Genomic DNA, 24,196 nt, shown 5'->3' with positions numbered 1-24,196 from the left:
AAAGATAATAACTCTAACAACTGGATTTTACTGACCATGAAAAACGTAGGGTTCAACTGAACCTACTAAAGTACGGTTGAACCCCAAGGCCCGTAGGCAAAATAAGGTTAAGACTTTCAAAGTATTAAAGATTTGCCTGTTTGCCTCCGGGATAAGAAAAATTAAAGGAGGAAAAATATGAAAAAAAGTAAAGGAATGCAATTAGGGGCACTGCTTGCGGCTTTGTTGATCGTTAGCATTGCCTTTGTAGCTGTGGTAAGCGCGCAAGGAGCAAATGAGCAAACCAAAGTCGTGAAGTCTGGAAAAATTATGACCCCCGACCGTCGTCACATAATGAATGAATCAGACTTCGATAAGGCCATAATCGAAAGCGGGACTGTTAAGATACCAAAGACAAGTTCTATTGCAGAGCGCCTAGACGCAACAAAAAAAGCTATGGATAAGTTATCGAAAAAAATTAAAGTACCGGATAATGAAGTACTGGACATGTCGTGTGATTATGTCGCAGAGGAATGCAGCTACAGAGTCGGAAATCTCGTCAAAGCATCTGCCGGCGACGCGCTACCAGCAATTAATGGCTGGACAGAACGGGCAAGAGATATCAATAGCGCCGGTAACACCCTTTTCGAAGGAATTTGGAATGTTCCATCCGCTCCACTCGACCTGGCAAGCCCGCATCAGACCATATTTTACTTTACAGCAATGCAGAACAGTGAGAACTCCGGAGCTTCCATTCTCCAGCCCGTATTGGAATGGGGACAGAACGGACGAAATTCCTGGGATATTTCGTCATGGTATGGAATAAACGGGAGTTATTTTCACAATGAGACCATCACAAGAGTTAATGTGGGCGATTCCATATATGGATATATGCAGCTCCAGACTGCCCAACCAACACATTGGTTAATATGGACATATGACATTAATTCTGGCGTTGCATCAAGCAAATATGCATATACGAATCTTAAATTTCCGAATAGTTATGTTACGTTAGAATCGTATAACATAAACAACTGCAGACAGTTATCAGGAGGAAATGACTTTACAAATTTGCATTTAGCCGGTAGAACACCATCATGGACATCTTGGATAAACCAATCAGCAACAGCAGCATGTGGAACAATGGGTGTCAATATAAGATCGCCTTCTGAAGTCATCCTTCAGACAGGTCGTATGCCCTAAATCCCAAAAGATGAAAAAAAATGAATCGCATATTGATTGCGTGGTGTTGATAGCATCAATCGTAATTAATAATGCGATTCATTCATTTTATTTGAAGTCGATGAAATTAATATGAGAACAGTGGGTAGAACACCATCGGTTCGAATCTCAATAACAGCCGGGCCGCCGTTTTTATATATGAAAAGAATTGAAATATAAATTACAGCTTACCGGGAGGAACTTAAGAATGAAATACCACATCATTGCAGTATTTGTAATATGCCTCATATTAGGTACAGGGCTTGCTGCTGCTGGAACATTGACTGTCAGTCTGCAGCCCAGCCTCGATAGCAAAGGGGATATCATCAGGGCAAAGTCCATCACGAAGGCTGAATTGCTCCGAATGGATTATAACGGAACTATAACAACAGTAACCGGGACTGCAGCAAATTTTACGGCTCTGTTTAATTTGAGCGGCATAGCGCCAGGAGATTATTTCATCAGGGTGAATGACCTTACAGACAACCTCATTCCAACACGCATTGATGACCCAACGAAGGATATCAACCAGTTCTTTGGAGAGAATCTGGGGGTATCAATTATTGGCAACCTTTCAGATCCGACCTACCAGATTAAGATGCTTACTGAAACCCATGGAGTGCCACCAAGAGTCTGGTGCTCCGATGGTACTAGCGTGGTAGGGGAAGGTTCTTTTTATATTATACAGTCTCTTAAGACCAAACCCCAGAAACTCGAAATTAAATATGTAGTTTCGATATCTCCAGAACTAACGAATATAACTGACTATACACCATCTGCACCCATTCATCCGAGCACAATGACCTCAATCAATCCACCTTTTTCGAAATGGGTATTTGGTGAAGGGAGTCACGGCGTTGATTACGGCGGGAACGACAGCAAATGCAGCACCTGTCACGGTAATCTGGACACAAAACCAACAAATTTGGATACGAATCGAGATAACTTCACTGATATCCCAGTCAATAACGGTTTTTGTTTCAGATGTCACTACGGTAAAAGCGGCTCCGATGCTGGCTTTGTGGGAGAACCCGGCTGCCAACATCCATACCCTGCTCTCCAATTTACACCGGCAACCACAACGGCGAAACCGACGGCATCACCAACGACCGCAACGCCAAAAACACCTGCGTTCGAAGTAATTTTCGCAATTTCAGCAATGCTGGCAGTGCTATTAATTAAAAGAAAGTAAAATAGTATATCTTTCTTGTACGTAGCGATGATGTTACAAATAAAAATGAATTTAATTTTTATCAAAGAAAGAAATCATACATGGTACTGAAATGGTCGGAGATTTCATCGGCATCTGGAATTTCATCGATATTCAACAATTGCCTTAACCGCTTACGATTTTTAAGTTCATCCACAATATAGGCTATATCGCATGAAAAAAAAACATGGAGAGGAGAACAATTTTAAGGATTTGAACCACACCATTTGGCTTGCATATTCTGTCTATCTCTATATCATAGATGTCGTTTATATGTCGCACCCGCTGTGAATCATAATTCCCGCAAGGATTGCAAAGGCTGCCCTGTAATCCCAGACTCTCAGAAAAGCGCATATTACCGCCACCACGGAAAAGTCAACGATACTTCCTTTTAATTTAAGGATTGAAATGTATGGATTGTTTTTGAAAATTCCAACTCTCGCATTCTTTTCGTTTACTAACCATTTTTCTAATTGATACTTTTTTTAATATTAAAGATTTCTTTTTCACATTTAACTGATTAAAACAAGATAAAAACGATAAATTTATATACATTACATGAAAGTTAGTTGGTGTACAGATGAATAAATCCTGTACAAAAATGGTGGTAAAGTGTAGGTTTTGGAGATAAAAACTCTAACAACTGGATTTTACTGACCATGAAAAACGTAGGGTTCAACTGAACCTACTAAAGTACGGTTGAACCCCAATGGCCCGAAGGCAAAATAAGGTCATGACCTTCAAGGTATTAAAGGCTTGCCTAGTTTTGCCTCTGGAGTAATATAAAAAGGAGGTGAAAAAGAATGAAAGCAAGCTTAAAAATAGGAGCAATGGTTCTCATGGTACTGAGCTTATTCAGTGGTGCAGCACTGGCAGATCCAATCATAGGAGGAAGAGATGCAGGGAATACTGCAGGCCAAGCAAGTTCGCTAGAATCATCAATCCCCCTTAATAGTTGGTCTATATATGCAAACGGCCAATTTACCATCCCTAGTGATGAGGATGACTATTACAGGCTCAACACTCAAAACGGTGAATATCTGAACTATCAACTGGATCTCGCTAATTACCTCTCTGTTCAACAGAAAATCACAGATACCGGTGGTAATCCTCTGAATGCGCCAGTTAATGCCGGAAAAACTCTGCGACTCTATGGATCAACGCTATCTTGGGATCACAAAATACAGCTGGATATCAAAAATCCCTATTATATGTTCGCAATGAAGCGCACTCTGACATAGATTTGACGGGCATACCAAATCTTTACAAATTTAAAATTTTTATTTTTTTTATAATAAAATGATGATATGGTGAAAAGTAATTGAACAAAAAAACAGATCCACTAATAATATTAATCAGTACGCTCTTATCTATAAACCACTTATTTTTTTATAATAAAATGATGATATGATGAGAAGTAAATGAACCAAAAAACAGGTCCACTAATAATATCAATCAGTATGCTCTTATCCATAGCCCAGATAACCACAGCGAGCGCCTCAAATCTGACCACAGATGCTGATAAAGTTGAAAGCTTTGTCGAGATCACTAATATTATGGATAAAGAGGTACTAAAATCAATTGACTCTAATATGTTCGACATTTTCTATACCGTCGCAGATAGCAATTTCCTGTGGTCTCCTGATGGGTCAAGGTTATTGATTTTAACTCACAGGAATATGGCGACGAAAGGTGACACAAAACGTGTCCCATGCGGTGAATTCGGTCTCCATGAGCGCGCTTCCACTCTTTTCTGGATGTATGCGGACGGCAGTGAGGTTACTAACATTGCAAGAGCCGAGGTAAGCATCCGGGCAGCAAAGAACAATACTGCAGCTTTTTTAGATTCTGCCTGGTGGAGTCCAGATGGAGATAAAATTGTATTCATGGTTCTGAATCCTTGCGATGAGAAAACCCAAAAATACGTTTCATACAGAAATGGTTCCATTTTGGCTGATAATTCGACCGTTAATCAGCTTCCTCTGGGCTGGAGCTTTGCAGATTATGAGGATGGTATAAAATTGAGTCCTGACGGGGAAAAAATCGCTTTCATTGGCGACAAAGATGGTGAAGTTTATACAGTTAATGTCGATAATGCATCTGTTCAGCAACTGACAACTAACAGTGATATGCAAGCCATAGGACTAAGCTGGAAGCCTGATGGTAAAAAGTTAGTCATAATAACTTTAGACGCCCTTTATGTAATAGATGCTGATGGCAGCAATCTCAGATTAATCGAAAAAGGGGAAGACTTTTACCTTGCCTCATGGAGCCCCGATGGAACAAAAATAATTTTTACTAAGCATAATGAAAATGGAGACTTTGAAAACCTTCGAATATATTATATAGACACTGGAACTACAAAAACGGTAGATGAGAAGTGGGCAAGTCAAATTTCATGGAGTCCCAATGGCGATAAAATTGCCTTTCGTTCCGCCAGGGCTAGTAGCCTTTATATAGTAAATTCGGATGGAACTGATAAAATTACTCTGCCTGAAAGCTACTCTGCAAGAATGGAAAGTGCGTATGTCTGGGGAATGGACAATGAAATATACTATATGACTAACGATTCTATTGTTAAAATAAAACCAGATGGAACTGAACGATTGCTGCTTGTTAAGAATGTGCCCACAGATGTTTATAACAGCAACAAAATATACTTAAGCCCTGATGGTAGCAGGATACTTTTTACCGTTGGCAGGTCTACCGGGAGAGAACAGGTATATCTATTGAAAATGAAGGGATACGATGAAGTTATATCCATTTATGCTCCAAGTTCTATTAAACAAGGGGATGCAGCTCTCATTGAAGTTAAATCCATATCAAAGCCTGTCGAGAATGCAACAGTTCTTCTTAACGGCAGGGAAATAGGCAAAACCAATGAAAGCGGATTTTTAGAATATAGCTTCAAAGAAGCGGGAAATTTCGGGTTAAGTGCTGTCAAACAGGGCTTTAGGACTGCAAATATGTCTATTACAATCAAAGAGCAATCACCTGAGCCGATTGTCATTACAACAGCAACGCCTGCACCTACTGTGGGTGTTAATACGCCCAGAACACCCGGGTTTAGCATTATATTTGCAGTGTTCACATTAATATTAACAATTTACCAGATTAAAAAAATGAGGAGGATAAATGAAACGGAATATGGGAAATGTGTTTGTAATTGCACAGAAGGAGTTCGCAGATAACCTCTGGAGCATGAGGTTTCTGGCATTACTTTCAATTGTTACCCTGATAATATTCTCAATGAGCTATAGAGCAGCTACTGATGGAAGTGAAGTATTTAGATATGGGGGAAATTTCATTGACGTCGCCCAGATTATCGCACTTTTCCTGCCGCTACTGGGAATTGCACTTGGGTTTGATATGATAGTTAAAGAGCGAAAATCGGCTTCAGTAAATGTTCTTTTAACTCATCCTGTATTCAGGGACAACATAATAGCAGGTAAGATTATGGGGTCTATGGCAACACTGGCGCTGGTTGTGGGCATAGCTGTAATTGCCTCGGTCGGAACAGTGCTCGCCGTAACCGGAGTGCAGGTCACCCTTCTTGAGCTTGAGCGCGTACTAATTTTCGCCATCTTAACATTTCTTTACATTTCTGTATTTTTAGGCATTAGCATATTCCTCTCGATAGTCTCGAAAAGTGCTTCAAACTCCTTGATTTGCGGGATAGCTGTCTGGCTCAACCTGGTTGTAGTATATGGTGCTATCATTTTCGTGATAGCATCTATTGCAACAGGACAGGTATCTTCCGATTCGTCTCTTTTTTATAAGCCAAGACTTGAACTCAATGCAAACCTGCAACAATTTACACCACTACACCACTATGCTGAAACTGTTAAGGGTGCACCCGATTTTAGTTGGGGCAGCGTAAATGTTGGGACAAGCAAATTAAGCCTAGGAATTTTCGATACAGGCAGTTCTCTGGATAAATGGATAGAAGAATACTGGGAAAACCTTGTAGTTCTTATCGCTTTACCAATTATTCTATTTATCGCGTCATTCATAGCGTTCCTGCGTCAGGATATAACCTGGTGATGGATATGAAAATAAGTTTTAAAAATTCGATCGTTATTGCTCAGAAAGAATTTGCAGACAATATCTTTAGTCCTGTGTTCTTAGTTCTGCTAATTACTTTCACGCTTATTATCTTCAGCTTTAGCTATGAGAAGGGACTGGAAGCCGGGAGTTTTACAAATGGAAGTACTTTGCTCATGGCTGGATTTTCAGGAGTAGCCCTGATAATAGGTTATTTTTCCCCTTTAATAGGTATTGCTCTTGGGTTTGATGCGATAGTTAAAGAACAAAAGTCTGGATCTTTAAACGTTCTATTAACGCATCCTGTATTCAGGGATAACATTATTATCGGTAAATTTCTCGGAGCAATGATAACATTAGCCTTTGTTCTGGGTATTTCTACGGTTGTATCTATTAGTAGTTTGCTTCTCATCCTGGGTGGCACTATAAGCGAAATAGAAATGAGCAGGTTATTTTTATTCATCACAATAACATTCTTCTACAGTCTCATCTTTCTGGGAATCAGTGTTCTTCTCTCTATCGTAGTAAAAGAAGCAACAGATTCGCTGGTCTACAACGTTGTAATCTGGCTGGGTTTATGTGCTGTATTCGGTACAATTGTCGCTGGGCTTGCAATCATTTTTACAGGCCAACCAATCAGAACAGGTAGTGCTTCCTTTGAACTCGCACTGAACCTCGCAAATATATCGCCTCTCTACCACTATGCTGAAACTATAACGGGTCAGGGTTACGTTGGATGGGGAGGTATTGGACCTGAACCAAGTGCAATAAAAGGAATATTAGACACCCGCTTTACCCTTTCCCAGTGGTTCAGTGAGTTCTGGATGAATTTAACCGTGATAATCGTAACTCCAGTTATCTTGCTTATAACAGCTTTCATTGCATTCCTCAGGAAGGACATCAGTACATGAATAGAATCTTAAGACTCCTCGGCGTTATAACTATACTCATATTTATTATACCTTTAGCCAGTGCTGAATTTTCCCAGATCACAGCCATCACGGACTTAACCGGCAAAGTTGTTCGTCCAGGCGACACAGTCGAATTCACCACTACTCTGCAAAAGGTATACAACACCACCAAAAGCGTCTCTGTCAAGCTCTTCATAGACAAAAAACCTGACAACTGGCTTGCAGGTTTTTACGCAGACAATAATCAGGTCAGCCAGATAACCTTCCCATCCGATTCAACCGATTCAAAGCAAATTGTCTTAAGACTTCGGGTGCCGGTTAATACCAGCGATGGAGCCTATTTGATAAGGATAGGTTTACAACCCTATGGTGAGGATGTAACTAATTATGAATTGATATATCGCGAGTTCGTGGCAACTGTGGACAGAAATGCTATGCCTAATCTCGATATATATTCAAGCATTCCAGGCAGAAAGACCCATCCCGGCTTACCCGTTAAGTTCAGTATCACCATAGAGAATAAATACGACAGCAGGGCCACCGTAAAGCTCTCAGTGCTCACAAAGCCAAACGAATGGGGCGTGGACATGCTCTCCTCAGATGGCGCAAGGATTACAAAGCTGAGTATCCCCGCACAAAGCACGCAGGATTTTGATGTCATAGCCCAACCCCCTGTCAATACCAGCGAAGGAGATTACGAAGTCCTGATAGGGGCATCTATGGAAAGCGGCAGCCAGATCATTTCACTGCCGCTGAGTGTCAGCATCAATCCTGATCTCGATCCGACACTGGCGTTGAGCGCGTATCTTGAGATGCATTCAAGCATAGCCGGTCTTGCGGTTCGCCCTGAGAATACGGCGGATTTTACCGTATCCCTGAAAAACAGGTTTGACCAGCAGCTCTTGCTGAATCTAAAGACATTGAACAAGCCAGAAGGCTGGAATGTTGTGTTTCTCTCAGATACAGATGATAAAGTGACGCTTACTACCCTTGAATTGCCTGCCAAAGGTGAGCAGAATTTCAAGGTGAAAGTCAAACCTTCCCCGAATGCCAGCGACGGGATATACCCTGTACTCGTGGGTGCTGTTAGTGGAGATGATAGAAGCGTGTCCCAGAGACTTGAGGTCACGGTCAATAAAGGTCTTGAGAAAAGCCAGATACTCAGCCTTTATCCGAGCTACAGCGAGGTAACGCTTAATCCGGGCGGTTCGACAGAAATCAGTGTAACCCTTAGAAATGGCGGGGATGTGGCACTGAGCAGCGTTCAGCTTGAGATACAGGATGTCAGCGGTATCAGTACCCAGATAAGGAGCTTCGGGACAATAGAAACACTGGAAGCCGGTGAATCGAGGAATATCCCTGTTGAGATCACTGCGCAGGCAGATGCAGGTTCAGGAATAAAAGAGATATTCATGCGTGCCAAGAGTGGTGATATTCAGGGCGAGGAAAAGAGCATTAAAATCAATGTGGAGAAATCAGGATCAAGCGGAGTGGCAGGAATCGGGATGGTGGTGCTGGCTATTATTGTGCTGGTGTTTATAATACGCAAATTCGGGAGAAGATAAATATGAATAAAATCGATCGAAATGAAAACATTATAGAAACTATAAATCTTACCAAGAGTTTTGGTAAGAAACATGAACTTATAGCAGTGGATTCGCTTAACCTGAGGGTTAAAAAGGGGGAGGTCTTTGGCTTTGTTGGTCCTAATGGCGCAGGCAAGACCACTACTATGAAGATGCTCATAGGCTTGCTTGAACCTACAAGCGGCACAGGCAAAGTAGCAGGCTATGATATTGTGAGAGAGATTATAAAGATACGGGAAGCCACTGGGGTTTTACCAGAACCCGCTGGCTATTATGATAACCTCACTGCAAGGCAGAACCTCAGGTTCTATGCCAAGCTCTACGATATCGATGAAAAGACAAGGGAGAAACGTATCGTTGACCTGCTTGAACTGGTTGGTCTTAACCGTGCTGTAGACCAGAGAACAGGCGGATTCTCAACCGGCATGCGCAAACGTTTCGGTCTCGCTCAGGCACTGATAAACGAGCCTAGCGTGCTGTTCCTTGATGAACCTACCAGCGGCATCGATCCCCTGGGAGCCCAGATGATGCGGGATTTGATTAAAAAACTCAGCAAAGAAAAAGGCGTAACCGTATTTTTGAGCAGTCACAGCATGGCAGAGGTTGAGGAGATATGCGATAGGATAGGGGTTATAGCTAGGGGCAAGCTGCTTGCTGAAGGCACAGTGGAGGAACTCAGAGATAGGGTGAGGGGAAAGGTAGGCGTCAGGTATGCACTTGAAGTAAATGATCTGCCAATGCAGAGGGTTGTGGAGGGATTGAAGGGATTGAAAGGTATGCGTTCAGTGGAGAAAGCAAACGGTCATGTCTCGCTTCTGACGGATCCGGGCGTGCGCATGGAAATAGCAATGGCTGTGAAGTCCATGGGCGGAACAATTTCCAAATTCGAGGAGGAGAGGATGGATCTGCAACGAGTGTTCCTGAAGCTGATAGAAGAATCTGCATGACGGCGGTAAGTGCATATACACAAAAACAAGAAAATCAGTTAGATGTTTCAAATCTGCAAAGTCTTTCTGGCTTAGATGTTAATAATCTATCAGAACAACAAATTGAGTCTATGATGACCGCCGAACAGAAGGAATTATTCAAAGAGCTTGCTAAAAAGGAATTCTCGGTAACCCAAATAGGTGACGATAAAATAGTTACAATTCCAATAATCGAAGCAAACGGAAAAGATTCTTCATAGAAAATGTTCCTTGGATAGTTGGCTATTGGCGTTCCAGTCGAGAGGAGCTTGTACCTTGCCTTCAGCATTCTGACTGCTTTTGCCTGCTCGCTATCCTTTGCCTTGATCTTATGCGCCTCGTCGATCGCTGTGAACTGAAATCTTCGCCTCATTGCCTTTGCAAAGGTCTTCTTTGTGTGATTGTTGAGAGGGCGCCGCTGTGACTTGGATAGCCTGGGTTGCCAGGTGATCTGCAGTTGCGGCTTTATGAGTTACCGAATTTACTGCTGTCGTTCTGACAGGGGCGCCCTACCCCTTTTTAAAAATGATAGTAATAAATGTGTATCCTCATGAGATGCCGGACTAAAATAGGATAATTGGTGCGAGGGATGGGATTTGAACCCATGAATCCCTACGGAAATAGCCCCTCAAGCTATCGCCTTTGACCGGTCTGGGCAACCCTCGCATATATGTTTGCGCTATCTTTTGCGCAAGGTTTATATCTGTTAAGTTACATCTTTTTTTATGCTATTTTCGTGATACCCAGACTTAAATCTTGTGCCATGCTTCGAGCATAACCCTCAAGCTGGCGCCTTTGACCGGTCTGGGCAACCTCCGCAAATCGATATCCCTCTATAGCTTATCCCGGTGATATATTTTTGCAATTGTTAAAAATTATAGGCGATAATCAGAGCGTGTCAAGTATCTCGCCTAATTGTCCTGCTCTTTTCTTTATACTCTCGGCGGCATCGATAACAAGTTCAACTGCTGCAGTAGAACCGCTCGTTTCAAATGTCATCACAAAGGATTCAGGGTCGTAGCTCACTTTAATTGCATTCGCATCACAGGCTTTTTCGCATAGCTTGCACATCGAACATTCTATTATGTCCGTGACCTTGACCTTTTCACCGTTCAATTTCAAGATATCCCGCGGGCATGCTTCGATGCATTTACCGCATCCATCGCAATCGCCTATAGTTACCACAGGCATGTTCTTATATCCGCTTGCAATTCCTGCCTGCCATTTCACGTGCTTTCTGCCTGTTCCGAGCCTTGCTATCGCCTCGACCACGACCTTGTGCTTTTCCTTGAGTTCAACGATGGGTATAGTAGTATCTGCAGGTCGGACCCCCGGGTCTGTTGAGACCATGTCGCCGGCATAAACGACCTTCGGACCCTCGGCGCTGAGCGTCAATGAGACCTGGCAGATTGGGCAACCCTGCCCCTTGCAGCTGCATTCCTCCGGGAAGGAATAATTCTTGGTATCTGCCTTTAAGGGTATGAGACCCAATCTCAAAGTAAGCTGCTCATCAAAAAGAACAGATGTGTTATCATAGATATTCACGTCATCTATTGCCAGTACCGGGACCTCCGAAAGGATGCTCCTTCTCAATGCATTGGCGATTGAAGCAGAAACCCCGGATAGAACAAATCTCGCCTTTCGTTCTGATAATTCTATGATGTCTATATCCATTATTATACTCGCCTTCCCTTTTTAGCTTTCGTGCCATCGTGGGGTATCGGCGTAACATCCTCGATGCGCCCAATCTTAATCCCGGCACGCGCAAATGCCCTGATAGCTGCCTGAGCTCCAGGTCCCGGGCTTCGTTGCATATTGCCCCCGGGTGCTCTTACTTTTATATGGATGCCGGTGACTCCTTTATCCCTTATTTTATCAGCGATCTGGGTGGCCATTTGCATGGCAGTATATGGAGAGCTCTCTTCCCTCGCTGCTTTTGTGACCATGCCTCCGCTTATTTTCGCGATGGTTTCTGCCCCTGTTAAATCAGTGACCGTAATCAGGGTATTATTAAATGATGAATATATATGGGCTACGCCCCATTTTTCTGTTGCCATTGTTAGACCTCCATCCTGGGCTCATTCTTAGTTCCGATATTCTCCTGCGGGGGTGCAGCCTGTTCTTTCACGATTGCTCTTGCCACCTGTGTGGGTCTTGATGGATGTGATTCACCCGATAATGGCGAATTTCCATAATAATCCAGCCGCAATTCCTCTTCAGCAGAAACAATATAACCCGGAACAGTGACTTTTTTGCCACCGACCGAGATATGTCCGTGCACTATGAATTGACGCGCCTGTTTTATGGTGTTAGCAAGTCCCTGCTTATGTACCTGGGTCTGAAGACGCCTCTCAAGGAAATTGGTTACATCAAGCGAGAGTATGTCGTCAAGCACGCCGTCGGTTTTTAAAAGAGAATATCGTTTCAGCCTGTTCAATATATTATCTGAATCTGTTTTCACATGACCCGAGAGCTTACCTTTTGTGCTTTCAGCCAGGAGCTTTCTTGCCAGTTCCCTGTATTTCTTAAGACCGCTGTGCGCCTTCCACACCTCTTTTTTATTTCGAAGACCGTATCTCTTTACGAGTTCGACCTCTGAAGCCATCCTGGTAGCCTGCCAGGGATGTTTTGGCGTTTCGTATGTTTTCCGGTTTTTCCCTGGGTATCCCATTATTTACCACCCTTCTTTTCTTCTGTTTTTTCTCCTTCCTTGGCCGCTGCCTTGGTTGCTGCGATGGCTGCACGCGTGACTCCTACTACCCTGCCCTTGCGACCTGTCGACCTGGTGCGCTGGCCCCTGACTCTGAGACCTTTTTCATGCCTGACACCTTTATAGGATCGCATCTTCTTCATGAGGTTCAAGTCTTCATTGAGGCTCATCATTACGTCTATTCCTATGACATGCCTGTCTTCGCCTGTCATGTAGTCGTTCTGCTTATTCATCATCCAGTACGGGATAACGGTAGGGATCTTATCCACAGATAATTGTAATCTTTCGATATCAGCATCATTAAGGTATCCCAGCGTAGCCATGGGATCAAGACCCGCATTGGTTGAGACCACCTTTGCGAGACGTCTGCTTATACCCTTTATTCCAGTGAGGGCGTATTGGACGCTTCTTCTCCCTTCAAGATCAGCATCGGCTATGCGGACAATGTGTCTTATCTCAGGCCCGGCTTCTTTGGCCTTTGGTGCTTCCTTTTTCCCCTCTTTTGGGGCACCTTTGCGCTCTTTCTTTGGGTGTTCTTTCCCTTCCCCTTTTCCTTCGAATTTCTTCTCTTCTTTCTTTTCTTTCTTTGCCTCTTGCGGCGCTTCTTTCTTGGGAGCCTCTTTCTTAGGGGCTTCCTTTGCTGTTTCTTTTACTTCTTTTGGTTCTTCCTTTTTAGCCATCGTATCCTCCTGTGGCTTTAGCCCCGGAAATATCCGGCGCGGCCCTGATTCTGGGCAGGCTTAATACTTGGACATAGCATTTATATTTTATGTATGCATGACGCTATCGTTAAGTATATTCTGGTAACGCGACATAACAATTGACTATGACCCGTCAAGTGTATATGGACCACAGTGCAACGACTGCGGCTGATCCAGCTGTCACAGAAGCAATGTTTCCTTATTTTTCCGAAAAATTCGGCAACCCTTCAAGCCTTTATACAGTAGGAAGACAGGCAAGAAAGGCCATTGAAGAGGCGAGGCAAAAAGTCGCGGACCTGGTAGGGGCCAAAAAAGAGGAGATAATATTCACAGGCAGCGGCACCGAATCCGATAATCTCGCCATTAAGGGGTTTGCCTATAAGAACAGGAAGAAAGGAGACCATATAATCACAAGTTGTATCGAGCACCATGCAGTTCTCAACACGTGCAAATATCTTGAAGCTCAGGGATTCAAAGTAACCTATCTTCCGGTGAGCAAGGAAGGATTGGTGGAACCTCTGGATGTTGAGAAAGCGATAACAACAAAGACCATACTTATAACGATAATGCACGCTAACAACGAGATAGGGACTATCCAGCCCATCGAAGAGATCGGGAAAATAGCAAAAGAAAAGAATATTCCATTTCATACTGATGCGGTACAGACGGCGGGAAAGCTCCCTGTCAATGTGGACGCACTCGGTGTAAACCTGTTATCAATGAGCGCGCATAAGATATACGGACCAAAAGGTGTAGGTGCCCTTTACATCAGGAAGGGGACTGTGGTGGAGCCGCTACTGCATGGCGGAGGGCATGAGAGAAACATACGCTCAAGCACAGAAAATGTCCCGGGGATCGTTGGATTCGGGAAAGCAGCAGAGCTTGCAAAGGAACGCCTTCCTCAAGAGCAAAAATTAGCAATCCTCAGGGATTCTCTCATCAAGGGAATTCTTGATATCAAAGAATCATATCTTAACGGACATCCCACAAAACGCCTTCCCAATAATGCGAATTTCAGGTTCAGCTATATCGAAGGTGAGTCAATGATACTGAACCTTGATATGAAAGGAGTTGCAGCATCCACGGGTTCTGCCTGCTCCTCCACATCGCTTGAGCCGTCGCATGTTCTCATGGCGATTGGATTGAAACCAGAGGAAGCGCACGGTTCTCTCAGGTTGACCCTCGGGCTTGGCAACACGCAGGAAGACGTGGATTATGTGGTTTCAACACTGCCTGATATTGTCAATAAGCTCAGAATGATATCGCCGCTGGCGAGGTAACATATGACGGACGGATACAGCGAAAAAGTGATGGAACATTTTGCCAACCCGAGAAACGTGGGCGAAATAAAAGATGCGGATGGCATCGGCAAGGTGGGAAACCCGGTTTGTGGTGACCTCATGTGGATCTACATCAAAGTGAAAGACAACAGGCTTGAGGATGTCAAATTCAAGACCTTCGGCTGCGGCGCCGCTATCGCGACGAGCAGCATGATCACCGAAATGGCAAAAGGAAAGACCCTTGAGGAGGGGCTCAAAATATCACGTAATGATGTAGCAGACGCGCTTGATGGCCTTCCACCGATCAAGATGCACTGCTCAAACCTTGCAGCAGATGGATTGCATGCAGCAATAAAGGATTATCTTGAGAGATCGGGGAAAAAATGAGGCCCCATGCGAGATAGTCGTACAGTGATTCCTGCACTTACTGCCTTACGAAGGGATAATTAAATGAATATTTTTTTCCATTTGCTCGATTCTGCTGACCCCTCTTTCTGGTTCACAAAGCTTCCAATGAATATGTACCAGTTATGCACAGCAAGTATGAAGGCTATCAGGAAGATGACCTGGGTCAATTCAACCAGGTAGAATTCTTTTAGTGAATCACCCAAATTTGTGAGGATAAAAGTGAATTTGACAAGGGTATTGAGAGCGAACGATGCCCCTGCGATCGATATATACATCCAAGTACGCTCCATCACCGATCCGTTTAAAAATAGCCTGGCCTTCAAGAGATCCTTATCCACTTTGCGCATCATGAAAAGTATCTGCCCTATCAGGAAGATTATGATGAAAGCCGCCCCGGCATTGTATATCTCTATGAAAGTGTCAATAAAACCCATCGTGAACAATACATTTCCTCCTGCGAGTTTATTATTATAATAATCATAATTAAACTATATGTATTTATTGCTTACTGAGAAATTAATATAAAATCTTCAGATTCTTAAAAAGATAGGCCAAAATGTCATTATTCATTTCCTAATCAGCTTTCATAAGTCAGGGCGCCTGCAGACATATTGATAGCTATTTCTGCTATGTCACCGCTGTAACTTGCTATTCTATCCAGGCTATCGAGCATGGTTTTCTGCAGGATTGCCGACTGGATGTTTTTGGGCTGAAGTAATTCATTTGAGAGGTTAGAAAGGGATTTCTTGATCTCCTTCAATTCCTGGAAAATTTTCTCAGCCGTTGCATGGTCTCTTGTGAACAACGAATTCACAGATTTTTCAAATATGGCCGCGATGCTGATATTGAGGTTCACGAAATCACCCAGCTGCACGTCTTTATTGATCTCAGCCAGCTGAATATAGCTTTTTGCCATGTTCTCTATATGATCCGCAATTCGCTCAAGCACTTTAACAACAATCCTGTAACCCAGGCAATCTCTCTGGTCTTCTATCCCCAGCTTTTCCGCGACCTGCTGGTATTCAACTGCGCTCTTAAGCTGCCTGACGACCAGGAAATAGAGGCGGTCGATCTCCCGCTCCCTTACTATGACGTCTTTCGCAAGCCCGATATCCACGCTTTTCAAAGCTTTCCCTAAATCAAGAAGCATTGATCTGTTGATGGAGAACATTCTCTGGAGTATCTGCATGGTACTCATACGTTTGTAATCAAGCATTATTTCAAGTGTCATTGCTTCGTTGGTATCCTCGACTATTTCTACTCCGATCAGATAGTCCAGAATATTTCGTATGATCTCTCGATATGCAAGATGATCCTTTCTGTCAAGTTTTATCTTGATCGTATCATAACCCACCAGATAAAAAGCGATTAATATGCGCTCTAATGAATCACTTGATATTACTTGAGAGATTTTAATCTCCTTCGTTCGTGACTCTTTTTCAATTACACCGGTCTCGATCTGCAATGAACTACCATGTTCTGTAACCACCAGAGAGTCTCCGGGTTTCAAATTCGTTTTCTTAACCCATTTTTTGGGCAATGAAATTACATAGGTCGAACCACCGCTAACGTAAACTTTTCGTGTTTCCATGTTATCTTTACTCTACTGATATTTTGAATATATATAGATTATTGGAATAATACATATATCTTTTATAATCTGAATAATCCAAAATAAAGGAGATTATCCCACAACTTTCAGAGTACCCATACTTTAAGGTACAAACAACGCGCGCTGCAAACATGCTTCAGGTCAGCCGGCTTGCCTGCCAGATCACGTCCTAATAGTTTTTTAACCACTCCAAGTATATATCAAAGCCGCCCTGTCATACAGGAAAGCGATTATCGGACAGCTCCTTCAGATGGCGGTCGTTGAACGGGAATTGTATCAAAAATGTGGGGATAAAACTAATATTGCACAACGTCATATTTACTGTATTCATACAAATGATTGAATCAGGGGATTGCTATGGTTATTTCAAATCTTGATAAGATTTTTCATCCAAAAAGCATCGCACTGGTCGGAGCAAGCGATGAAAAGGATTCTGTGGGATATATATTAATGGAAAATCTCACAAAAGCAGGATACTCAGGAAAAGTGTATCCGGTCAATATTCATAAGCCTGAGATTCTTGGATTGCAGGCTTACGAAAGCGTTGGTCAAATTCCAGAGACTGTTGACCTTGCTATTATCGCAACACCTGCAAAAACCGTAACCGAAGTGGTGGAGCAGTGCGGAAAAGCGAAAATACCCGGACTGATCATTATTTCAGCAGGTTTTAAAGAAGTCGGGGAAGAAGGAAAAGCACTTGAAGATAAGATTATCGAGTTAAAAAAGAAATATAACATGCGAATTATTGGACCCAACTGTCTTGGTATCATCCGCCCGGATATCAATCTTAATACAACTTTCTTAAAAAAATTGGTAAAGCCGGGCAATATCGCATTTATCTCACAGAGCGGTGCATTAGGCTCAGCAATTCTTGACTGGGCAACCCATGAGAACATCGGATTCAGTAATTTCGTTTCAGTAGGTTCGATGATTGACGTGGACTTTGGGGATCTCATAGACTATTTCGGAACTGACCCTAAGACAACGAGCATATTGATGTATATTGAAGGGATAACCGATGCCAGGGAATTCATGAGTGCATCGAGGCACTTTGCAAGGACGAAACCCATAATCGTGGTAAAGGCTGGAAGGTTTAGTGAAAGTGCAAAAGCAGCAGCTTCACATACGGGATCTCTTGCCGGTGAAGATATGGTGTATGAGGCTGCATTTAAACGTGCAGGGATAGTGCGTGTTGAGGAAATTGCCGACCTTTTCAATTGCGCCGAAGTCTTGGGTCTTCATCCCCTTCCTAAAGGACAGAACCTTGTTATTATCACGAATGCAGGCGGTCCGGGAGTGATGGCTGCGGATGCGCTCTTAGCAAGAAAGGGGAAGCTTGCAAAGCTTGGCGAAAAAACGATGGAGATGCTTGACGGTATTTTACCTCGTTATTGGAGTAAAGGAAACCCGATCGATCTTTTGGGAGATGCCGGTTCCGACAGATACAAAGCATCTATGGAGGCATGTTTTAGAGACGAGAACATTGACTCGATCTTAATAATTCATACTCCCCAGGGAACTACGGATCCTGCTGATGTTGCCAAAACGATTGTGGAAGTGGTCAGGAATGAAGAACATCGTAAAACCATATTGACATCGTTCATGGGTTACGAAGATGTAGAAGAGGCAAACCATATTCTTATTGATAACAACATTCCGACATATTCCACTCCTGAACAGGCAGTTGCAACTTTCATGTACATGTATCAATATAAACGGAATCTTGAACTGCTTTATGAAACACCTGCCGAACTGCCTGTAAATAGCATACCGCCCAGACGTCCCCTGGAGATTATCATAAGAAATGCGGCAAAAGAAGGCAGGGAAATATTGACCGAAATGGAAGCAAAGAACCTTCTGGAAGATTATAATTTTCCGGTTGTGAAAACACTGGTGGCAAAAAACGCAGATGAAGCAGTTACTATGGCTTCCCAGATAGGTTTTCCAGTGGTTCTGAAGGTATTATCACCGGAAATAGTACATAAAACAGACGCAGGAGGGGTCGTTCTAAATATTAATTCTGAGGCTGAAGTAAGAGTTGCATTTGATGACATTATTAAACGGGCAAAAGATTATAATACGAAAGCCAGGATTCAGGGAGTTACAGTTCAATCCATGATAAAAAAAGGATATGAGATTATCCTGGGAGCAAAAACCGACAGGTTATTTGGCCCTGTAATCCTGTTTGGAATGGGTGGTATTGGTGTAGAACTTTTTAAAGATGTTGCCGTGGGGCTTCCGCCGTTAAATCAAACATTAGCGAGAAGAATAATGGAGGAAACAATTGTTTATCAAATCTTAAAGGGTTATCGGAATAAGCTGCCTGCAAATCTTAACTTGCTTGAAGAGATAATGATTCGTTTTTCCCAGATGCTTGTTGATTTTCCTCAAATTAAAGAAGTTGATATTAATCCATTATTTATAGATGAAAAGGAGGCTTTTGTTCTTGATGCCCGCGTGGTGATAGATAAAGAAAATGTGTTCGAAAAACTCAGAGCCCATGAACACCTTGTGATCAGCCCATATCCTGAGAAGTATATAATCCCATGGATACTCCTGGACGGCCGTACCGTAATTCTAAGACCCATAAAGCCGGAAGATGAACCAATGTGGTTAGAAATGTTCCAGCACTTCTCAGAAGAATCCTTGCACTACAGGCTTTTTGAAGTTATCAAGGATACTCCTCACGAGCTTCGGGTCCGGTATTGCAATATTGATTATTATCGGGAAATGGCCATAGTAGCAGAATTAATCGAGGATGATCAAAGGAAAATCATAGGTGTGGTGAGGCTTATTATTGAGCCTGATGGGAAAAAAGCAGAAATTGCTTTCATTGTTGCTGATCCATGGCAGGGCCTTGGGCTGGGATCTAAAATGGTGGACTATATGATTGAAATCTGCAAGGACAAAAAAATTGAAACAGTCCATGCGATAATGTTACCTGATAATCATCGAGCGATTCAACTTCTTGAGAGGATGGGATTCTCTATTCAATACCATGAAGATACAACGGAAGGCACTCTGAATCTAATGGAAGAAGAATCGTAATGTCGATAAGAATCGGAAAGAAATTTATCCTGATCCTGCTATCCATTATTTGGCTGTGTGCCGGATTAGACCGCTTAATTATGCCATTCAATATCAGAAGCACAATCGCAAATTGCAGAATAGCTTTAAGATTCCTGCATTTGTAAAATTAAACAGCGCAGTATCCATTATCGATATAACCGCCAATGAAAAGAATGATTTTATACTGATTTTATGTAGCATATATAGATTCTTGGGAAAAAGTATATGCCATCTAATACACTCTAAACTCAAATTGTAGATGATCAATGCAGAAATAAGAAAAGTTCAGGTAACCGGTAAATCAACGTTCGTTGTTTCCCTTCCCAAGAAATGGGCTGTCAGTGCCGGGATATCCTCCGGTTCCCTTGTTCATATGCATCCACAGGAGGACGGTTCGCTTCTTTTAACCACAAACGGCGCTTTTGCGGCTGAGAGTCCAAAGACCATAACCATAGATGGAAGGGTGGGTGAGCCGTTGATAAGAGATATAATAGCCACCTACGTTGCCGGGTACCGCGTGATTGAGCTTAAAGCTAAAAATATAACGCATGAGCAGAGAAAAGACATAACGGCTATAGTTAAAAAGTTGATAGGTATTGAGATTATCGAAGAAACACACGAGAAGGTGGTCATTCAGGATATCTCGAATCCAGGCGATATGCCTATCGATATGAGTTTTCGGCGCATGCATATAAAAGTGCAGTGGATGCTTGACAATACCATCAAGGCAATGAATACAAAAGATGTTTCTCTCGCCTCTGAAGTCGTAAAGCAGGACGATGAGATTGACCGTCTCCATCTATTGATATCAAAACAATTCATGGGTATTTTACTCCATTCAAGGATATCCGAAAAAAGTGAACTCGGATTGACAGGGGCCTTCTACTACAGGCTGGCAAGCGACCAATTAGAGCGTGTGTCAGACCATGCGGGTAAGATTGCCGGTATAATATTGGAATCAGGTGAAAAAATTCCTCACGCCATGCTCGATAATATTGTTAAAATCGGTATCATCTCTTATAAGCTTGTCAATGATTCAGTTGTTTCTTTTACAAAATGCAATGTAGAACTTGCAAACAGGGTTATTGAAGAACATAAAAAAATAGGCGAGGATCTGCGCAGAATAAGACACCCTTCAACAACTATGAATCCTGACGCTGTCATGTCCTTAGGGCTCGTAGCAGACAGCGTAAAAAGGATAGGGGATTATGCTGCAAATGTCGCAGAGTTAGCCATTGACTTCTCTAGAAGTATATAGATTATATACACTATATGCAAAAAAGTCTAATAAGGCTTTATTCTATTTTCAAGCAATGAGGGCTATTCTGTTGCTTATCATCGGGCTGAATATAATGGCGATGGCATCAGCAGCATCTGACTGGGAAGAACATGATGTAACTCTCAATTGGGGTGAAAGCGTCAGTTTTTACAATTATAATATAACAGCGGTGGATTTCAGGCCCGGGACTGTAGAAGAAAATCCGGAAAAATGTGATAATGAAACCAATGGCTATAACAGAAAAATTTACAGGTGGGACAGGGTTCCTGAAAACAGGATTATAGCGAGGGTTCCTAAGAACACAAATTTATTTAAGTAAAAGGAGTGGGACTTTATTGGGGAGAAATATTTCTCCCCTTCACAATTATAATATATGTGTTGCGAGGATTTGATGGAAAAGAGCATGCTGGGGCTTAATTGAAGATGAGGTCTGGGTTACCCCTGGCTTGCCGTTTATGATTCCTATACCGTTAGGTTTTTTAATAGCTGTATTGTATGGTGATATCATGTTTGAGTTAACCAGACTTCCTCTCTGAGCTAGAGAGATTATGAAGAAAAAAGTGTTATTCCTCTGCACAGAAAATTCCTGCCGTTCCCAGATGGCAGAGGGGATTTTTCGGCATCTGCTGGGCAGTGAGTTCGAGGTATTCAGTGCAGGATCAAGACCTTCTGCTGTAAATCCAACAGCAATAAAGGTCATGGCAGAAATTGGCATTGATATTTCAGGGCACAGGTCAAAATCGGTAGATGAATTTCAGGGGATGAATTTTGATTTCGTTATAACCACATGCGATGCTGCCAGAGAGACCTGTCCTGTTTTCCCAGGCAATACCCGCCATTTGCACTGGAGTTTTAGTGACCCGGCAGATGCAAGAGGGTCTGAAGAAGAGATACTTTCTGTGTTCAGGAAGGTCAGGGACGAAATAAAGCTGCGGATACAGGAAGAATTCAGCCAATATTGATTTTCCATATATAGAATATATAGATTATTTTGATAAGTTATATAAACTTTATAGAATACCTCTAACACGCAAAATCATCGGATTTTGCTTCCAGATATAAGGAAAGGAGGGATGATCTATGAAGACAAATAACGAAAAATATTGTGAGGATAAATCTCCTCATCATCTCATTTTTCAGCGCAGATGTCCACTAGATAGGAATGATGGGGTGAATGTGTGAAATACGCTGAAGGAGATACAGTAAGATTTAAACTCAAATCGGGTGAACTACTGGAAGGAGATGTTCTCTTTATCGAAAGGAGTCCCCGTGAGGATGTATTGTATATAAACAGTTCCAACAGATGGGCGTATAGAGTGTCTGAAAAAAGGATTATATCCAGGGTTCCTGAGAAAACAAATTTATCTAACTAAAGGAGTGGGACTTCATAGGGGAGAAATATTTCTCCCCTTCCAATTCATAAAACACTGTGAGTCTACCTAAGGGGATTTCAGTCCAATGATGTTATTTAACAACACTGATATAATTACATTGAGCAAAGACAGAGATATAATTAGCCTCTCCAGTCTACCTATTCAAAGGGGGTAATGGAAGTGAAGGTGAAATACCTCGGCTTCGGGAGCGTGGAGATAGATGGCGAGCGGTACGAGTACGATGTCGTGGTTCGCGGTGGCCGGGTGGAGAAGAGGAGAAAGAAGCTTTCGAAGCATTTGAAAGAAAAGTACGGCCACACCCCTCTGTCCCTCGCCGAGAATATTCCATGGGACTGCAAAACGCTCATCATAGGCACAGGAGAATCGGGTGCACTCCCGGTGCTGGATGAGGTGAAAGCGGAGGCGGAGAACCGGGGTGTAACTTTGATTATCATGAAGACAGAAGAAGCATGTCGAGAGCTGGAGAAGGCCAGAGGCAAGACTAACGCGGTACTGCACCTGACCTGCTAGGGTGGCCGCAGTTTATGGTATATCTCTTCCAGGTCTTCGAGCCAGAGTTTGGCTTCGGCGTCCAGGGAATCCTCCAGTCACCCGAACCTGTTGGTGCTGGCATGACAATTCCAATGCATTTAAAGGTTAGCTGATGTGGGTATTATTAACCAGATCCAACTTACTTCAATGAAGAGGGCAGGAATGTTCATTGAGCAAAAACGAACGCTTGTAGAGCGATTTATTGCTTTTATACCTTTTATAAATTATTTAAATGTATTTTCGTAACTTTCATATCATCGTAGCTATGCCTATCGGTTTATATAGAATCTAAAGCATCACAAAGCTGAAATTTTTAACTATTTTCATCTCTCACTTCAAAGAATGTCTTGTTATCATGCGTAGGCGATTTATGGAGATTGATTGCTACCAGATTGTTTCCTTCTCTTCATGAGAATTTAGAAAATCACTGGATTCTTGAATTGTGCCATTATTATCAGTTTTATATATATTTATTTCTTGCTGTAAGAAAATATCGAACCAGATGAAAGAACCTAAGTATTTTGAAAATTATTAATAATTGATTATCATTGATCGACCTGGTATCGCCGTCATTCGGCAATATGGACGTCAATTTCGATTTTTTCCTAAAATTAGCGCTGGCTATGCTTATCGGGATCCTCATCGGTATTGAAAGAGAACACAAGCGCCCTGAAACAATGGAACTGATTGCAGGGATTCGTTCATTTTCTATTGCCTGCATCGCTGGAATGGTTTCTTCCTACCTGGCTTTGAAAACGGTTCCTGGAATCCTACTAATTTCCCTTGCATTTTTTGCGATAATATCTGCAATATACATTTACATAAAAAATGTAATATTGAAAATGCCCGGGATAACAGGCCCGATTGCATTATATTGTACGTTCCTCCTTGGCGTCTTAATAACTTATGAATTCTATATCCCGGCAATCGCGGGAGCTGTAATTATTACACTTTTGCTTGCAGAAAAAGCCCCCCTTCATTCATTTGCTACCAATCTTACAAATGATGAAATCTTAAGCGGCGTTCGATTTCTTGCAGTTGTTTTCATACTTTATCCCATTACTCCGGATGAATTATTCATGGGAGTAATTAATCCAAGGACGATTCTCCAGATTGTGATAATAGTTGCGACTATCAGCTTCATCAGCTTCGTCATTATGAAGGAGATCGGGACAAAACGCGGTTTACCTGTTTCCGGGATGCTTGGCGGGCTTGTGAACAGTCAGGCAACGACAGGAGCCCTTGCTGCGATGGCAAAAAAAAGAACCGAGTTAATAGAATCCAGTTACCTGGGGA

24 protein-coding genes, 1 tRNA gene and 1 pseudogene are annotated in these 24,196 nt (G+C 42.5%); 19 read left to right on the top strand and 7 right to left on the bottom strand.

What is annotated here, in order from left to right; genetic code table 11:
• Nucleotides 1-177: 177 nt before the first annotated feature.
• The 9 genes from O8C65_00145 (at nucleotide 178) to O8C65_00105 (ending at nucleotide 10,137) form a co-directional block, all read left to right on the top strand.
• Nucleotides 178-1,182: a hypothetical protein gene (locus tag O8C65_00145; GenBank protein MCZ7355324.1), complete on the top strand. Its 1,005-nt coding sequence runs from the start codon at nucleotides 178-180 to the stop codon at nucleotides 1,180-1,182.
• A 226-nt stretch (nucleotides 1,183-1,408) separates the two neighbouring features.
• The gene (locus O8C65_00140) at nucleotides 1,409-2,392 is read left to right on the top strand and encodes a PGF-CTERM sorting domain-containing protein (protein ID MCZ7355323.1); all 984 of its coding nucleotides are present in this window, start codon (nucleotides 1,409-1,411) and stop codon (nucleotides 2,390-2,392) included.
• 821 nt (nucleotides 2,393-3,213) lie between these two features.
• Nucleotides 3,214-3,651, top strand: coding sequence for a hypothetical protein (locus O8C65_00135; GenBank protein ID MCZ7355322.1), 438 nt, complete (start codon nucleotides 3,214-3,216; stop codon nucleotides 3,649-3,651).
• Nucleotides 3,652-3,831: 180 nt separating this feature from the next.
• Nucleotides 3,832-5,601, top strand: coding sequence for a PEGA domain-containing protein (locus O8C65_00130; GenBank protein MCZ7355321.1), 1,770 nt, complete (start codon nucleotides 3,832-3,834; stop codon nucleotides 5,599-5,601).
• Complete coding sequence (locus O8C65_00125) at nucleotides 5,546-6,454, top strand: ABC transporter permease (protein MCZ7355320.1); 909 nt, start codon at nucleotides 5,546-5,548, stop codon at nucleotides 6,452-6,454. The genes O8C65_00130 and O8C65_00125 overlap by 56 nt, the downstream gene beginning before the upstream one ends.
• A 5-nt stretch (nucleotides 6,455-6,459) precedes the next feature.
• A complete protein-coding gene (locus tag O8C65_00120) occupies nucleotides 6,460-7,365 on the top strand; it encodes an ABC transporter permease (protein MCZ7355319.1) in 906 nt (301 codons plus the stop codon).
• Nucleotides 7,362-8,930, top strand: a complete 1,569-nt coding sequence (locus tag O8C65_00115; protein MCZ7355318.1) for a hypothetical protein — start codon at nucleotides 7,362-7,364, stop codon at nucleotides 8,928-8,930. Before O8C65_00120 ends, O8C65_00115 begins: the two co-directional genes overlap by 4 nt.
• A gap of 2 nt (nucleotides 8,931-8,932) precedes the next feature.
• Nucleotides 8,933-9,898, top strand: a complete 966-nt coding sequence (locus tag O8C65_00110; protein MCZ7355317.1) for an ABC transporter ATP-binding protein — start codon at nucleotides 8,933-8,935, stop codon at nucleotides 9,896-9,898.
• Entirely contained in the window at nucleotides 9,895-10,137 is a 243-nt protein-coding gene (locus tag O8C65_00105) for a hypothetical protein (GenBank protein ID MCZ7355316.1), read from the top strand. Before O8C65_00110 ends, O8C65_00105 begins: the two co-directional genes overlap by 4 nt.
• A 357-nt stretch (nucleotides 10,138-10,494) precedes the next feature.
• Here O8C65_00105 and O8C65_00100 read toward each other — a convergent pair.
• From O8C65_00100 to O8C65_00080, 5 genes are all read right to left on the bottom strand, one after another.
• Nucleotides 10,495-10,582: transfer RNA gene (locus tag O8C65_00100), tRNA-Leu, on the bottom strand.
• A gap of 222 nt (nucleotides 10,583-10,804) precedes the next feature.
• Nucleotides 10,805-11,596, bottom strand: a complete 792-nt coding sequence (locus O8C65_00095; protein MCZ7355315.1) for a DNA-directed RNA polymerase subunit D — start codon at nucleotides 11,594-11,596, stop codon at nucleotides 10,805-10,807.
• On the bottom strand, nucleotides 11,593-11,973 hold the full coding sequence (locus tag O8C65_00090; protein ID MCZ7355314.1) for a 30S ribosomal protein S11: 381 nt from the start codon (nucleotides 11,971-11,973) through the stop codon (nucleotides 11,593-11,595). Before O8C65_00090 ends, O8C65_00095 begins: the two co-directional genes overlap by 4 nt.
• Nucleotides 11,974-11,975: 2 nt before the next feature.
• Nucleotides 11,976-12,587 carry a 30S ribosomal protein S4 gene (locus O8C65_00085; GenBank protein MCZ7355313.1) on the bottom strand — a complete coding sequence of 204 codons (612 nt, stop codon included), beginning with the start codon at nucleotides 12,585-12,587 and terminating at the stop codon, nucleotides 11,976-11,978.
• Nucleotides 12,587-13,081 (bottom strand): 30S ribosomal protein S13, encoded by a 495-nt coding sequence (locus O8C65_00080; GenBank protein MCZ7355312.1) that lies wholly within the window; start codon nucleotides 13,079-13,081, stop codon nucleotides 12,587-12,589. Before O8C65_00080 ends, O8C65_00085 begins: the two co-directional genes overlap by 1 nt.
• 371 nt (nucleotides 13,082-13,452) lie before the next feature.
• On the opposite strand from O8C65_00080, the gene nifS reads away from it, so the two are divergent.
• Both nifS and nifU read left to right on the top strand, forming a co-directional pair.
• Nucleotides 13,453-14,607 carry a cysteine desulfurase NifS gene (gene nifS / locus O8C65_00075; GenBank protein MCZ7355311.1) on the top strand — a complete coding sequence of 385 codons (1,155 nt, stop codon included), beginning with the start codon at nucleotides 13,453-13,455 and terminating at the stop codon, nucleotides 14,605-14,607.
• Between the two features lie 3 nt (nucleotides 14,608-14,610).
• Nucleotides 14,611-14,994: a Fe-S cluster assembly scaffold protein NifU gene (gene nifU / locus O8C65_00070; GenBank protein MCZ7355310.1), complete on the top strand. Its 384-nt coding sequence runs from the start codon at nucleotides 14,611-14,613 to the stop codon at nucleotides 14,992-14,994.
• A 59-nt stretch (nucleotides 14,995-15,053) separates the two neighbouring features.
• Here the strand turns inward: nifU and O8C65_00065 are convergent, their stop codons facing one another.
• The gene (locus O8C65_00065) at nucleotides 15,054-15,458 is read right to left on the bottom strand and encodes a hypothetical protein (protein ID MCZ7355309.1); all 405 of its coding nucleotides are present in this window, start codon (nucleotides 15,456-15,458) and stop codon (nucleotides 15,054-15,056) included.
• Between the two features lie 134 nt (nucleotides 15,459-15,592).
• The gene (locus tag O8C65_00060) at nucleotides 15,593-16,606 is read right to left on the bottom strand and encodes an AbrB/MazE/SpoVT family DNA-binding domain-containing protein (GenBank protein MCZ7355308.1); all 1,014 of its coding nucleotides are present in this window, start codon (nucleotides 16,604-16,606) and stop codon (nucleotides 15,593-15,595) included.
• Nucleotides 16,607-16,984: 378 nt separating this feature from the next.
• On the opposite strand from O8C65_00060, the gene O8C65_00055 reads away from it, so the two are divergent.
• From O8C65_00055 to O8C65_00020, 8 genes and pseudogenes are all read left to right on the top strand, one after another.
• A complete protein-coding gene (locus O8C65_00055) occupies nucleotides 16,985-19,675 on the top strand; it encodes a bifunctional acetate--CoA ligase family protein/GNAT family N-acetyltransferase (GenBank protein MCZ7355307.1) in 2,691 nt (896 codons plus the stop codon).
• 280 nt (nucleotides 19,676-19,955) lie between these two features.
• The gene (locus O8C65_00050) at nucleotides 19,956-20,954 is read left to right on the top strand and encodes a phosphate uptake regulator PhoU (GenBank protein MCZ7355306.1); all 999 of its coding nucleotides are present in this window, start codon (nucleotides 19,956-19,958) and stop codon (nucleotides 20,952-20,954) included.
• 55 nt (nucleotides 20,955-21,009) lie between these two features.
• On the top strand, nucleotides 21,010-21,294 hold the full coding sequence (locus tag O8C65_00045) for a hypothetical protein (protein MCZ7355305.1): 285 nt from the start codon (nucleotides 21,010-21,012) through the stop codon (nucleotides 21,292-21,294).
• A 91-nt stretch (nucleotides 21,295-21,385) separates the two neighbouring features.
• A pseudogene (locus O8C65_00040) lies at nucleotides 21,386-21,511 on the top strand (peptidase A24).
• Between the two features lie 12 nt (nucleotides 21,512-21,523).
• Nucleotides 21,524-21,937, top strand: coding sequence for an arsenate reductase ArsC (locus O8C65_00035; GenBank protein ID MCZ7355304.1), 414 nt, complete (start codon nucleotides 21,524-21,526; stop codon nucleotides 21,935-21,937).
• A gap of 216 nt (nucleotides 21,938-22,153) precedes the next feature.
• Complete coding sequence (locus O8C65_00030) at nucleotides 22,154-22,348, top strand: hypothetical protein (GenBank protein MCZ7355303.1); 195 nt, start codon at nucleotides 22,154-22,156, stop codon at nucleotides 22,346-22,348.
• A 174-nt stretch (nucleotides 22,349-22,522) separates the two neighbouring features.
• On the top strand, nucleotides 22,523-22,879 hold the full coding sequence (locus O8C65_00025) for an MTH938/NDUFAF3 family protein (GenBank protein ID MCZ7355302.1): 357 nt from the start codon (nucleotides 22,523-22,525) through the stop codon (nucleotides 22,877-22,879).
• Between the two features lie 569 nt (nucleotides 22,880-23,448).
• Nucleotides 23,449-24,196 (top strand): MgtC/SapB family protein (locus tag O8C65_00020; protein ID MCZ7355301.1); only part of this gene is annotated, 748 nt, incomplete at its 3' end.

It is taken from the genome of Candidatus Methanoperedens sp. (genome assembly GCA_027460535.1).
GTDB lineage: Archaea > Halobacteriota > Methanosarcinia > Methanosarcinales > Methanoperedenaceae > Methanoperedens.
This window is presented reverse-complemented; position numbering and strand designations above follow the sequence as displayed.

Coding starts and splice junctions, on each gene's coding strand:
- O8C65_00145 (MCZ7355324.1), top strand. CDS start 178: ATGAAAAAAAGTAAAGGAATGCAATTAGGGGCACTGCTTGCGGCTTTG.
- O8C65_00140 (MCZ7355323.1), top strand. CDS start 1,409: ATGAAATACCACATCATTGCAGTATTTGTAATATGCCTCATATTAGGT.
- O8C65_00135 (MCZ7355322.1), top strand. CDS start 3,214: ATGAAAGCAAGCTTAAAAATAGGAGCAATGGTTCTCATGGTACTGAGC.
- O8C65_00130 (MCZ7355321.1), top strand. CDS start 3,832: ATGAACCAAAAAACAGGTCCACTAATAATATCAATCAGTATGCTCTTA.
- O8C65_00125 (MCZ7355320.1), top strand. CDS start 5,546: ATGAAACGGAATATGGGAAATGTGTTTGTAATTGCACAGAAGGAGTTC.
- O8C65_00120 (MCZ7355319.1), top strand. CDS start 6,460: ATGAAAATAAGTTTTAAAAATTCGATCGTTATTGCTCAGAAAGAATTT.
- O8C65_00115 (MCZ7355318.1), top strand. CDS start 7,362: ATGAATAGAATCTTAAGACTCCTCGGCGTTATAACTATACTCATATTT.
- O8C65_00110 (MCZ7355317.1), top strand. CDS start 8,933: ATGAATAAAATCGATCGAAATGAAAACATTATAGAAACTATAAATCTT.
- O8C65_00105 (MCZ7355316.1), top strand. CDS start 9,895: ATGACGGCGGTAAGTGCATATACACAAAAACAAGAAAATCAGTTAGAT.
- O8C65_00090 (MCZ7355314.1), bottom strand. CDS start 11,973: ATGGCAACAGAAAAATGGGGCGTAGCCCATATATATTCATCATTTAAT.
- O8C65_00085 (MCZ7355313.1), bottom strand. CDS start 12,587: ATGGGATACCCAGGGAAAAACCGGAAAACATACGAAACGCCAAAACAT.
- nifS (MCZ7355311.1), top strand. CDS start 13,453: ATGACCCGTCAAGTGTATATGGACCACAGTGCAACGACTGCGGCTGAT.
- nifU (MCZ7355310.1), top strand. CDS start 14,611: ATGACGGACGGATACAGCGAAAAAGTGATGGAACATTTTGCCAACCCG.
- O8C65_00060 (MCZ7355308.1), bottom strand. CDS start 16,606: ATGGAAACACGAAAAGTTTACGTTAGCGGTGGTTCGACCTATGTAATT.
- O8C65_00055 (MCZ7355307.1), top strand. CDS start 16,985: ATGGTTATTTCAAATCTTGATAAGATTTTTCATCCAAAAAGCATCGCA.
- O8C65_00050 (MCZ7355306.1), top strand. CDS start 19,956: ATGATCAATGCAGAAATAAGAAAAGTTCAGGTAACCGGTAAATCAACG.
- O8C65_00045 (MCZ7355305.1), top strand. CDS start 21,010: ATGAGGGCTATTCTGTTGCTTATCATCGGGCTGAATATAATGGCGATG.
- O8C65_00035 (MCZ7355304.1), top strand. CDS start 21,524: ATGAAGAAAAAAGTGTTATTCCTCTGCACAGAAAATTCCTGCCGTTCC.
- O8C65_00025 (MCZ7355302.1), top strand. CDS start 22,523: ATGGAAGTGAAGGTGAAATACCTCGGCTTCGGGAGCGTGGAGATAGAT.